Origin of the sequence: Streptomyces sp. F63, from assembly GCF_018070345.1 — a bacterium.
In the GTDB taxonomy this organism is placed as follows: domain Bacteria; phylum Actinomycetota; class Actinomycetes; order Streptomycetales; family Streptomycetaceae; genus Streptomyces.
Map to the genome: position 1 here is coordinate 1 of NZ_JAGPXX010000040.1, position 12,095 is coordinate 12,095.

11 protein-coding genes are annotated in these 12,095 nt (G+C 71.8%); 7 read left to right on the forward strand and 4 right to left on the reverse strand.

Translation table 11 applies throughout. The features are described from left to right. Window positions 1-123 precede the first annotated feature (123 nt). Entirely contained in the window at window positions 124-792 is a 669-nt protein-coding gene (locus KBZ10_RS26420) for a helix-turn-helix transcriptional regulator (RefSeq protein WP_210990252.1), read from the reverse strand. Window positions 793-1,136: 344 nt separating this feature from the next. Here KBZ10_RS26420 and KBZ10_RS26425 point away from each other — a divergent pair, with 344 nt between their 5' ends. Continuing rightward, window positions 1,137-1,721, forward strand: a complete 585-nt coding sequence (locus tag KBZ10_RS26425) for a GNAT family N-acetyltransferase (RefSeq protein ID WP_210990253.1) — start codon at window positions 1,137-1,139, stop codon at window positions 1,719-1,721. 216 nt (window positions 1,722-1,937) lie between these two features. Here the strand turns inward: KBZ10_RS26425 and cpt are convergent, their stop codons facing one another. Beyond that, window positions 1,938-2,459: a chloramphenicol phosphotransferase CPT gene (gene cpt, locus KBZ10_RS26430; RefSeq protein ID WP_210990294.1), complete on the reverse strand. Its 522-nt coding sequence runs from the start codon at window positions 2,457-2,459 to the stop codon at window positions 1,938-1,940. Between the two features lie 387 nt (window positions 2,460-2,846). On the opposite strand from cpt, the gene KBZ10_RS26435 reads away from it, so the two are divergent. Next, window positions 2,847-3,974, forward strand: coding sequence for a PP2C family protein-serine/threonine phosphatase (locus tag KBZ10_RS26435; RefSeq protein ID WP_247703029.1), 1,128 nt, complete (start codon window positions 2,847-2,849; stop codon window positions 3,972-3,974). Between the two features lie 41 nt (window positions 3,975-4,015). Here the strand turns inward: KBZ10_RS26435 and KBZ10_RS26440 are convergent, their stop codons facing one another. Together KBZ10_RS26440 and KBZ10_RS26445 are read right to left on the reverse strand one after the other, a co-directional pair. After that, window positions 4,016-4,942 carry a transporter substrate-binding domain-containing protein gene (locus KBZ10_RS26440; RefSeq protein ID WP_210990255.1) on the reverse strand — a complete coding sequence of 309 codons (927 nt, stop codon included), beginning with the start codon at window positions 4,940-4,942 and terminating at the stop codon, window positions 4,016-4,018. 15 nt (window positions 4,943-4,957) lie between these two features. Next, window positions 4,958-5,584, reverse strand: a complete 627-nt coding sequence (locus KBZ10_RS26445; RefSeq protein ID WP_210990256.1) for a hypothetical protein — start codon at window positions 5,582-5,584, stop codon at window positions 4,958-4,960. 658 nt (window positions 5,585-6,242) lie between these two features. Here KBZ10_RS26445 and KBZ10_RS26450 point away from each other — a divergent pair. From KBZ10_RS26450 to KBZ10_RS26470, 5 genes are all read left to right on the forward strand, one after another. Then, entirely contained in the window at window positions 6,243-6,884 is a 642-nt protein-coding gene (locus KBZ10_RS26450; RefSeq protein WP_210990257.1) for a DUF4956 domain-containing protein, read from the forward strand. Further along, the gene (locus tag KBZ10_RS26455; RefSeq protein WP_210990258.1) at window positions 6,881-7,714 is read left to right on the forward strand and encodes a polyphosphate polymerase domain-containing protein; all 834 of its coding nucleotides are present in this window, start codon (window positions 6,881-6,883) and stop codon (window positions 7,712-7,714) included. Before KBZ10_RS26450 ends, KBZ10_RS26455 begins: the two co-directional genes overlap by 4 nt. 245 nt (window positions 7,715-7,959) lie before the next feature. Then, entirely contained in the window at window positions 7,960-9,795 is a 1,836-nt protein-coding gene (locus KBZ10_RS26460) for a CotH kinase family protein (protein WP_210990259.1), read from the forward strand. Between the two features lie 361 nt (window positions 9,796-10,156). Further along, entirely contained in the window at window positions 10,157-11,281 is a 1,125-nt protein-coding gene (locus KBZ10_RS26465) for a glycoside hydrolase family 43 protein (RefSeq protein ID WP_210990260.1), read from the forward strand. Window positions 11,282-11,517: 236 nt separating this feature from the next. Next, window positions 11,518-12,081, forward strand: a complete 564-nt coding sequence (locus tag KBZ10_RS26470) for a peptidoglycan-binding protein (RefSeq protein WP_210990261.1) — start codon at window positions 11,518-11,520, stop codon at window positions 12,079-12,081. Window positions 12,082-12,095: the final 14 nt, after the last annotated feature.

Sequence of the window (12,095 nt, forward strand, 5' to 3'; positions counted from 1 at the left end):
GTCGCAGGTCTAGTGCGACAGAAAGGTGGGCTCAGGTGAACAGTGCAGATCCGTGCGCACAGTTGAGGTCAGAGCAGGGCTCAGAAGCCATTCCCCACCCCGCTAAAGCGGGGCGTCCCCTGGCTAGTGTCCTGATGGACCCGCCAGCCTGGAGTGTTCCTCGCACCTCGTCGGCATCACCTGCACAGTCACACTCCTCCTGTGGCCGACTTCAAGGATGTGTTCAAGCTGCCCACGCCAGACCGGGGTGCCTCCGATGGGCCGGAGCACAGCAGCCTCCTCGATGACGAAGCTCATCAGCGGCGTGGGGCGTCGGGAGAAGACCTCCTGTCGAGCCATACGAGCCGCGACGAGCTGGTCAATCTCCGCGTCCCCGAGCAACGGTCGCCCCATGGAGAAGATGCACCGGGCGTATTCCTCTGTCTGCAGCAGACCCGGAACAGCCTGAGTACCGAACACGTGCAACTCGACGGCCGCAGCCTCCTGCTTCGCCACATCTCGGAAGAACGCCGGAAACTGGGCCTTCTCCACCTCCTCCTTCATCTCCTGGAGCACACCGCCCGCGTCCAGAAGCTCATCCGCCTTGTCAATGAAGCGGGGCGGTGGGACGCGCCGGCCCTGTTCGAAGGACGCGATGGTCGACGCCGAGTATCCCGTCGCTGCGCCGAAGTCCGGCCGCTCGATGCCCGCCCGCACCCGGAACCGCTTCAGCTGGCGTCCGAACACGCACAGCGTCCCCGCGCCCTGCTCGCAGACCAACTCCGTACCCTCGTCCGGCTCTTGCTCGCTCATGCCGTTTACCTCCACAGCCGCCAACGCACCCCCGTACGCCCGGACACGCCTCACGGTGCGTACACCTCCCGGCGGGCGCGGACACATTCCGCGTGTAGGCGCCCACCGTGCCGTCACCGTAGAAACGAACTAACCGGTATGTCCTATGAACAGCGGAAATTCCCACCCGCGGGTGACCGCACAGGGCTCTCCCCCTTCAGCTCCGGGGAGGGCTGTGGCAGCAAGCCCGGCATCTCGGTCCCCTCCAGCCGTGGCCCAGCACGCAGTCCTTAACCCATTGGCGGCCCCCGTGACCAGGGCTCTAGCGTGGGGCCGACCGTCATCGCCACCTCCCGGGAGTCCGCGTGTCCACCGTCACCACGTCGATGTTCACCTTCCTCCTCGGGGACGACGCCGCCCTCATCCCCCGTACGCCCGCGATCACCGCCGCGTATCACGAGGTGTTCACGGCGAACTTCGAGCGGATCACCCGCTGGAACCCGAGCCCCGAAGGTCGGCCCACCCCGGAGGACACCCGGCGGAACCTCGCCGAGGCGGGGCGGGCCTGGGTGGACGGAACACGCCTGCCGCTGGCCATCGGGGTGAAGACGGAGGGCGGGTGGCGGCTGGTCGGCGGAGTGGGCCTGGAGATCAACGGCACCGCCGGGACGGGCGAGGCGGGTTACTGGCTCGACGCCTCCGCCGAAGGGCGCGGCCTGGCCACCCGGGCCATGTCGGCCCTGCTGGACGAGGCGTTCGGCCGTCTCGGCCTGCACCGGGTGGAGCTGCGCATCGCCCCCACCAACGAGCCGAGCCGGAAGATGGCCCGGCGCCTGGGCTTCACGGAGGAAGGCATGCTGCGCGAGGCCCTGGCCTTCCCCGACGGGCGGCAGGACGAGCTGGTCTACGGCCTGCTGGCGGAGGAGTGGCGCGGCGCCGCACGCGGCTGACGCGAGGGGTGGCGGCACTCCGTCCCCGCCGTTTCGTCCGCGACGGCCTCGGACGGACGGACGGCCCGTGACGTGCTTCGGGGCAAGGACGGGCAGGCCCACCGGGTACGGCTCCGGCTGAGACCGCACCGAGCACAGTGGCGTTCAGCGGTCCGAGGGACAGAGCGGCCGACGGGACCCGGGGCGGGTCCGGGCGGCGGGGGGCCGGTCCCGCGATCAGGTGACGCGGGCGGCGATGGTCCGGGCACAGGCCAGGGACTCGGTATGCGTCGTGTCCACTTCCACGTCGTAGACGACTCCGTCGTGGACCAGCTCCGCCTGTGCCGCGGCCATCCCCTGGACGCGGTCGCCCCGGGCGACCTCGCGGCCCGAGGCGACCGCGCTCTCGCACCTGACGCCGACCCACAGCACTGCCAGTCCGTCCGTGGCCTTCCGCCACCGCTGCTGGGACGCCGCGCCGCCGAGGAAGACGTCATCGACGATGATCCCGGCGCCCGCTCGGGCCATGGCCGCGATGCCCTCCGTCCAGGCCGCCTCCAGCGCCCGGAAGTCCGCCCCGACGCTCACCCCGCCGTCCGCCGCGAACGTGATCCCCTCGTCCGACGCCTGCGTCTTCGCGGGCACGGCGTCGATGAAGGAGTCGATCCCGAACGCCAGCCACGGGTCCGGCAGTACGGCCTGGAGACACCGTACGATCCCGGACTTCCCCGAGCTGGAACCACCGTTGAGAATGATCATCTGCGTCGTCACCGCGCCACGATAGGGCGCTTGTCCTCACGGCGCCGAACGAATATCGGCGCACCCGCTTCCGCTGTCGCCCCCCGGTACACCCGCGGGGCGGCCGTGGCCGCGTCGGGGACCGGCCGGCTCGCCCGCGTGGGTACTCCATGCGTGCGGCCCGCCGAATTCCCGGCCCGGCTCGCGCGGGCCGCCGGAACCGGCCGGGGCGGGCGCCGTCGTGGCGCCTCGGGCCCTCGGGAAGGGTCCGCTGGCGTGTCGTGGCGGCACGGCGGGATCTGCGGCACGCCTCCGCCGCATGGTAGGTGTCAGTCCTCTCAGGAGGTCTCAGACCCCGCCGGACGATCACCTCAGGGACACGGGATGCGCAAGGGCCGCACGAAAGCGATGGAAGCGACGGAGAGGCGCCGGCGGCTCCGGTGGCTGCCGGCCGCGGTGATCGCGGTCGCGCTCGTGGTCGACGTGGCCACCCCGGGGAGCATCAGTGTGTTCCCCCTGCTCGCGGCCGCGCCGAGCGTGGCCGCCCCGCTGCTCTCCCTGGGCGGGACGATCGCCACCGGCGTGGCGGCGACCCTCGTGGGGAGCGAACTGCTGTATCTGGCGGGGGAGCCGACCCAGGAAAGCCTCGTCGCGGTCATCAGCATGGTCGTTCTCACCGGGACCGCGGCGGTCCTCAACGTGCTGCTGACACGGGACCGGCGGCAGTTGCGGACGAGCCGCGAGGTAGCGGCGGCGGTGCAGCAGGCGGTGCTCGCGGATCCGCCGTCCCGGGTGGGACGGCTGGCCGTGGCCTCCCGGTACGAGGTCGCCCACGAGGAGGCCGCCATCGGCGGCGATCTCTTCGCGGTCAAGGAGACCCCCCACGGCGTCCGGATGCTCATCGCCGATGTGCGCGGCAAGGGGCTTGAGGCGGTCCGTACGGTCAACGCCCTGCTCGGCTCGTTCCACGAGGCCGCGGAACACCGCCCGGATCTGCCGGGTGTCGTCCGGCAGCTGGAGGACCGGATGCGGGACACCATCGGTCAGGCGAGCGGGGAGGAGGGCGAGTCGTTCGCCACGGCCGTCATCGCGGAGGTCTCCCCGGACAGCTCGGCGGTGCGGATCGCCAACCGGGGCCACCCCGCGCCGCTGCTGGTCCATGACGGCGGGGTGAGCCCGCTGGAACCGGCCACGCCGTCCCTGCCCCTGGGCCTGGGGGGCCTCGGCCGCGGCGACGTCCCGGTCGACCGGTTCGACCTGCCCGACAGGGCCACCCTGGTGCTGTTCACCGACGGCATCGACGAGGCCCGTGACGCGAACGGTGTGTTCTTCGATCCCGTTCCGGTGCTGTCACGGCCTTTTCCGCCCGATCCGGACGCGGTGCTCGACGCCCTCCTCTCCGCCGTCTTCCGGCACACCGGGGGCACCCTGCAGGACGACGCCGTGCTCCTCGCCGTCACCCCGGACGGGGACGGCGCCGTCGCCGGGGGCGGACAGCGGCACAACGCGGTGGCGCGCCCACGGCATGGCGGGTAGCCCGGTCCGCGCGTCCTTCCGGCCCGCCCGGCCCGCCGGGCTCAGTCGTCCGAGCACGAGTAGTCGTCGATGTCGTCCGAGGCCGGCTTGTAGTGCTGCTCGAAGTCCGGGTCCTCCTTGGCCAGCCGGGGGAAGTGGCTCCGGAAGGCGTTGCGCCAGTCCTGGTCCGTCCCGAGGAAGCGGCGCAGCGCGTCGGCGATCTTCCGGCAGTCGTGCTCCCGGCCCTCCTGGATGCCCACGCCGTAGCGCTGGGGTGAGCCGAGTTCCAGCTTCTCGACCACCTTGACGTCGTCGTACCGCTCCATGAACCCGTACAGCACCGCGCGGTCCGTCCAGACGGCGTCGAAGTTGCCGCGCCGCAGCTGGTCCACGCACTGGGAGTAGCTGTCGCGCAGGTCGATACGGGCCTTCGGCAGCAGCTGGGCGAGCTTCTTCCCGGAGCCGGGTGTCTCGGGTGCCGAGGTGGAGCCCGAGACGGTGCAGATCACCTTGCCCGCCGTGGTCTCCCGGGAAGTGATGTCCTCGTTGCCGGCGCGGACGAGGAGGCCCTGCCGCGTCTGGAAGTAGGGCCCGGCGAAGTCGACCTGCTCCTCGCGGTCCTCGGTGATGGAGTACGTGGCGATCACCAGGTGGGAGGTGCCGTTCTCGAGCACCTTCTCGCGGCGGTGGGACGGTTCGTCCTTGAGGTCCATGGTGAACCCCAGTTCGTGGCTCAAGTACTCCGCCAGGTCCTTCTCGAAGCCGGCGTAGGCGCGCGTCTCCTGGTCTTGGAAGTTGAAGCCGGGCTGGTCATACTTCACGGCGATGCGCACCGCGCCGTCGAAGAGGGAGTCCTCGGGTTCCTCCTCCGCCGGGGAAGGAGCGGGCTTCGGCCCCGGAGCGGGTTCCTCGCTCCCGCCTCCGCAGGCCGTCGCCAGAAGCAGGACGCCGCCCACCGCCGCAGCGGTGAGCCGGGTGATCGGGCTCATGGGGTCTCCCGCAGTTCAGTCGTTGTCGAGTACGGCCCGCGCCACGCGGAGCGTGAGTTCGCAGCCCGGGTCGGACACGAGTTCCGCCTCCAGGCGGACGGTGCGCTTCTCCCGGTCGAGGGCGATGGTCATCTCCTCACCGATCCGCGCCTCCGGCCGTCCTCCGTCGGCGCCTCCGGTGACCCGCAGGGAGCTCGACGGGACGCAGGGCGATCCAAATCCGAGGTCCTCGGCCTCGAAGGTGAGGCGGAGCCGGTCCCGGGGGGCGGGGGTTTTCAGCCGGATGACGGCCTTCTCGCCGTTCTCCAGGGAGGCCGCGCCCTTGCTGAGCTTCACGGATTCCGTCACGGGGAGGGAGCGCGACTCCTCGATGTACCGCCATGCGAACAGCCCGCTCACGACCACGACGAGCAGCAGGCAGAGGACCATCACCAACTGCCAGGCGGAGTAGGTGTCGTGGACGAGGCCGAAGAGGGCGAAGACGAGGAGCACGATGCTGCACACCGTGGCGAGCGCCGTCTGCGCGGTCGTGACGGTGTCCGGGAAGAGAGCGAAGGGGAGGACGGACAGCACGATCGCCAGCAGAATGATCAACACCACGGCCCAGGGCGCGCGCCGCCCGAGTTCGGCAACCTTCTTCATCCCGACCCCCCGTCGGCGGCACTGCCCCGTCAGTGCCTCTCCATGGTGCCGTACAACGCCTGTCGCGGTCAGCGGTTGCCGCCACTCCCGCACCGGAACCTCCGGCGGGCCTCCGGGGCAGCGGATCAGGCTTCCCGCCAGGCGCTCACGCCCCTGCGGTCACAGCGGCAGCCATCCGCCCCAACTCTTCACACGGTGCGCAATTCCGTTCCGGAAGCTTTCCGGTAATTGAACGGTACGCAGCCTTTCCGGTGAGCGCCCGGACCCCTCTTCTCAGCCAGGGCGGCGCCCTGAGCGAAGCGGCTGAGCTGCGCCGTCCAAGGGATGAGCGAGCGAAAGGAGGCCCCGTTTCCCGCCGGAAACTTTCCGGTAACCGCAGCGCGACCTACAGTTCCGGTCACCCGGGAACGTGATCCCCGCCACAGGTCTGTTCGTCCCACCGACCCACGGCCTGAGCTGCCGCGACGTCTCGCGGACGGGGAGCCGAACGGACCGGGCGCCCACCGGCATCCCAACCATGACCTGCGCGTTCACCGGATCATGATGGGCCGGAAGTGAATGGCGGCCGCGGTCGTACCACATTTACCGTTCTTGTCATCGCCAGGCCGGTGCTGGTTCACCGCGCGTACACCCCCCACATCACCGGAAGGTACCCGCCATGGCCCAACCTGTCCTGTTTCTCTGCGATATCGCCGCAGTGGCCCTCCTGGTGTTCGGCCTCTACTTCCCGCGCCACCGCCGCCGGGACCTGGTGGTGGCCTTCCTCGGTGTCAACGTCGGTGTGCTCGCGGTCGCCAGCTCCCTCGCCAACAGCGGCTCCAGTACCGGGCTCGGCCTGGGCATGGCCCTCTTCGGCGTCCTGTCGATCATCCGGCTCCGCTCCACCGAACTCGACCAGCACGAAGTCGCCTACTACTTCTCCGCCTTGGCCCTCGGCGTCCTCGGCGCCATGGCGACCACCAACCTCTGGCGGTCCGCCGGGCTGATGGCGCTGATCCTGGCCGTGCTCTACGTGGGTGACCACCCACGGCTGTTCCGCAGCTACAGACGTCAGGTGATGGTGCTGGACACGGCGCTGCCCGACCACACCGCGCTGGTGGCGCACCTGGAGAACACCCTCGGGACCCGGGTCCACTCGGCCACCGTGCAGCGGCTCGACCTGGTCAACGACACCACCGTGGTGGACGTCCGCTACCGCGGCGTCCCCGCGGGCCGCGGCGCCAAGGGCGAGACCACGGCCCGGACCGGGCCGGCACCCACCGCCGGCCCGGGCGCGTCCCCGCTGACGGTGCGGCCGTGAAGGCCCCCGCACCGCTCGGTGCCGCGCTCGGCGAGCTGCCGCCCATCGGACTGGACGAACTCCTCGCCTGCGCCATGCTGCAGACCCGCGTCGACCGCAAGTACGTGCTGCCGGCCGACGCGCTGACCACCCTGCTGACCCGGGTGCCCGCCGACACCAGGGTCCTGGAGATCGACGGTGACCGCCGCTTCGCCTACCGGTCGCTGTACTTCGACACTCCGGACCTCCTCAGCTACCGGCTGACCGCGCACCGCCGGCGCCGCCGGTTCAAGGTCCGCACCCGGGTCTACGAGCAGTCGGACGAGTGCTGGCTGGAGGTGAAGACCCGCGGCTCCCGCGACAACACCGTCAAGGCGCGCCTGCCCTACGCCCCGGACGACCACGACACGCTCGTCCCCGGGCGGCGGTTCGTCGACACCACCCTGGCCGGGAACCGCATCGACGGCAGCCACCGGTTCACGTTCGTGCCGACGCTCACCACCCGCTACCACCGGGCCACCCTCTACCTCCCGGGCACCAACAGCCGCGTCACCATCGACACCGGGCTGATGTGGCGGGACGGCGACCGCGAGCTGTGCCTGCCGCACATGGCGATCGTGGAGACCAAGACGGGCTCCACGGCCTCCCCCGTCGACCGGCTGCTGTGGCAGAACAAGTACCGGCCCAGCCGCATCTCCAAGTACGCCACCGGCCTCGCCGCGCTGCGCCCGTACCTGCCCGCCACACCCTGGCGCCGCACGCTGCGCCGGGACTTCCGGGAGGGGGCGTCCGGCGCCGACGACGCGTACCCGCCGGCGAGGGAGCTGTCGGGCGCCGGCGCGGTCGGCTGAGGTCCCGCCCGGGAACGCAGGCCGCCGTCAACTCCGGTGGCGCGGCCGGGGGTTCGGGGGCCGGGTGCCGGGTGCCCTACCCCGTCGCCCGGCGGCGCGTACCAGCACAGCACGTACCAGCACATACCAGCACGTGAAGCACTCACACGTACGCACACACGGATAGAGGAACGCGGGCCCGGCGGCAGCCAACGGCGTCTGCCGCCGGCACACCGTGCCCCTTCGCGAAGATGAGGTGTTGCTCTGTGCGCAGAACACGGATGGGCGCGGTGGGCCTGCTGGCCGCGGTGTCCCTCGTCATGACCGGCATGACCGGTCCCGCCGGCGCGGACGGTGATCCCGCGCCGCCCGACAGATCCTGGGCCCGGGAGGCCCGGAAAGCCGGGCTGGAGGACATCTCCGGCGGTGACGCCGCCAAGGTGCCCGCCCCCACCCGGGCCGACGTCGCCGCCGGCAAGCAGTCGGCGGAGGACCTCACCGGGGACATCACCTTCTCCACCCCCGGCGGCACCTTCCAGAACGAGGTGTCCGTCTCCCTGGGCACCACCATCGCGGGCGCCCAGATCCGCTACACCACCAACGGTCAGCTTCCCACCGCCTCGTCCACGGTGTACTCGGGCCCGCTGCGCCTCACGAGCACCACGCAGCTCCGCGCCCAGGCCTTCGTGAACGGCGCCGCGAGCGGCGAGCCCGGCACGGCCGTGTACGTCGCGCGCAGCGTCGACGCCAGCCACGATCTGCCGCTTCTCGTGCTGGACGCCTACGGCGGCGGCAAGCCGGACCGCGAGTGGGCGGACGTCGCCGCCATGGTCATGGAGCCGCAGGGCGGGTCCACCTCGCTCGGCGCGGCGCCGGCGGTGTCCACGCGGGCCGCCTTCCACCTGCGCGGGCAGTCCTCGGCGACCTTCGAGAAGGCCCCGTACCGGATCGAATTCCGCGACAACGACGACAAGGACGCCGACTACCCGGTGCTCGGCATGCCCGCCGAGTCCGACTGGGTGCTGCGCGGCCCGTTCCCGGACAAGACCCTGGTCCGCGACGCCTTCGCCTACACCCTCGGCCGGGAGATGGGGCTGCAGACGCCCCGCCACCGCTTCGTCGAGGTCTATCTGAACCTGGACGGGCAGCCGATGGGCGCCGACGACTACCAGGGCGTCTACCTGCTCGACGAGAACATCAAGGTGTCACCGGACCGCCTGGACATCGCCAAGCTCAAGAAAGGCGACCTCACCGAGCCGGCCGTCACCGGCGGCTACGTCATGAAGTTCGACGCCTGGGCGGCCGAGGAGCCGAAACTGCCGTGCACCGGGCAGGAGTGCTGGTCGGACCTGGAGGTCACGGAACCGGACGACCTCCAGCCGGAGCAGCAGACGTGGATCACCCAGTACGTCCAGAAACTCCACAACGCGCTGCGCAGCGGCAATCCCTCCGACCCGCAGACCGGATACCCCGCCTACATCGACGTCGACTCCTTCGTGAACCTGATCATCCTCAATGAGATGGGACGGCAGGGCGACTCCTACCTCCGCAGCATGTACATGTACAAGGACCGGGGCGGCAAGCTCACCGCCGGGCCGCTGTGGGACTACGACCTCGGGTTCAACGCCATCCCGAACGGCAGCCCGGTCGACGGCTGGCAGTTCCAGCCGTTCTTCGGCTTCGGCACCACCGACTGGTTCCTGAAGCTGATGCAGGACCCGTCGTTCAACCAGAAGGTGCGGGCCCGGTGGCAGGAACTCCGCCGCGGCGTGCTGTCCGACGCACAGCTCCGCGACCGGGTCACGCAGCTGTCCTCGCCGCTGGCCAACGGGGCCCGGCGCAACTTCCAGAAGTGGCCCAACCTCAACACCAGGACGGTCGGGCCGTTCCAGACCCAGACCACCCGGACCTGGCAGGAGCAGCTGACGCTCATGCAGGACTGGCTGGTGCAGCGGGCCGCCTGGATCGACTCCTCCGGCTGGGAGGTCGGCGAGACGAGCCCGCCGCCGTGGCCGACGGCACCGGGAGCGCGCGAGAAGGCGGCACCGCTGCTGCCGCATCTCCGCGAGGCGGCCGAGCGGCGGGAGGGTTCCTCCGGCTGAGGCACGGGCACCGTCCGCACCCCGGGCACGCGGACCGTCCACCCGGCACACCATCACCATCACAGCGGCACCGGGCCGCCGACGGACGTCGGCGGCCCGGTGCCGTATCCGCGCCCGCTTCCGGGCTCCCGACGGTCGCGGCGATGAACGCCGGCCGGGCGCGCCCGGCGCAACGGGGAGCCGGCCGCCGCTGCCGCCAACGGGGGTCCCCACCGTCCCGGCAGAGCGGTGTTGACCCATCGCCCCGCCCGCGCATACTGGCGGACAGCGCTTGCGCGGCCCCGCCGCCGCTTCGCCGCCCCTGCGCACGGCCATTCCGCACCCCTCCCCCCACACACACTGGTTCGGGAAAGTGGGACGTATGCCCGGGACCCCCCGTTCACCGCGCCGCGGCCTCGGTGCCGCCGTGCTGACCGGCACCCTCACCCTCCTCCTCGCGCTCCTCGCCGCGACCGCCGGGCCCCCGGCCGCCGCCGGCGCCGGCCCACTCCCCGGCGCCCCGCCGGGCGCCGGGGGCACGTCCACCGCCGAGCAGTACGCCGGGTACGTCTTCACGTACTTCACCGGTGAGGGCACCGCCGACGGCGAGCAGGTGCACATGGCGCTGAGCGAGGGCAACGACCCCCTGCGCTGGCGGGAGCTGAACGGCGGCGCCCCGGTGCTCCGTTCCGTACTCGGCGACCGCGGCGTGCGGGACCCGTTCCTCATCCGCGCCCCGCAGGGCGACCGCTTCTATCTGATCGCCACCGACCTGCGGATCCACGGCAACGGCGACTGGGACCGCGCCCAGCGCCACGGCAGCCGCTCCATCATGGTGTGGGAGTCGGCCGACCTGGTGACCTGGTCCCCGCAGCGGTCCGTCCAGGTCTCCCCGGCCACGGCCGGCAACACCTGGGCCCCGGAGGCGTACTGGGACGAGAGCCGCGGCCGGTACGTCGTCTTCTGGGCGTCCAAGCTGTACGCGGCCGACGACCCGCAGCACACCGGCAGCAGCCACCACCGCATGATGTACGCGACCACGACGGACTTCCGGACCTTCAGCGAGGCCCGGGTCTGGCACGACCCGGGCCACTCGGTGATCGACTCCACCGTGATCCGGCACCAGGGCGTCCACCACCGGTTCACCAAGGACGAGCGGAACCAGAGCCCGTCCGCCCCCTGCGGCAAGTTCATCACCCAGGAGCGCTCGGCCGACCTGCTGTCCCCCTCGTGGAGCCCGGTGGCCGACTGCATCGGACGCGAGGGCGCGGCGGGCCCGGGGATCAGCCGCGGCGAGGGCCCGGCGGTGTTCAAGTCGAACACCGAGGAGAAGTGGTACCTGTTCATCGACGAGTTCGGCGGCCGCGGCTACGTACCGTTCGAGACCACCGACCTCGCCTCCGGCCACTGGACGATGTCCCCGTCCCACACCCTGCCCTCCTCGCCCCGCCACGGCACCGTCGTCCCGGTCACCCGGGCCGAGTACGACCGGCTCTCGGCCCGCTAGGAGCGCCGCGTCCCGGCCCCGTCCGTGAGGTCACGGCCGTCGCGGGGACCGGCGCCGCCGCCGCGGGCGCCGCACCGGGAGCGGCCGCAATTTTCAACTCGCGCCGGGGGAAAGCGCTCTGACGCCTACAATCGCCAGCGAGTCCACCGGCCGGCGGCCGGAGCGGAAGACAGGGGGATCGCCGTACCGCGGGCGGCACCGGACCGGCCGCCTCAGCGAAGGAAAGGCTGGCAACGATGCCTGGTGGGCAGCACAAACACGCGGCCCGGCTGCCCCGGCGGTGGCGCGGCCGCCTGCTGCCGGCCGCCGGCGTCGCGGCCCTGGCACTGCTGGCGTTCGCCCTGGTCCGGATGCTGGGTGCCCCGATCGACCCGCCGGATTCCCCGACGATCCAGGCCAAGCCGAGCCCGGTTCCGTCCGCCACCACGACCGTCACCGCCCAGCCGTCCCCGGCGCCCGTGGTCACCACCACCGTGGCGCCGACCGCCCCGCCGCCGCGGATCGTGCCGAGTTCCGCCGCGCCGTTCCCGTCGTCCCCGCCGGAGGCCGGCGGCTCCTCCGGGGCGACCGGCGGCGGGGATCCCGCGCGGACGATGCGCCGCGGGGACGAGGGATCCGACGTGCTGCGCCTGCAGCAGCGCTTGCGCGAGGTCGGGATCCAGACCGCCCCCCTGACCGGGACCTACGACCAGCCGACCGAGGCCGCGGTCCAGAACTACCAGTCCATGCGGCGCATCGAGGCCGACCCGGCGGGGGTGTACGGACCGGTCACCCGCAGCGCCCTGGAGGCCGAGACCTGACGGACCCGGCCGGG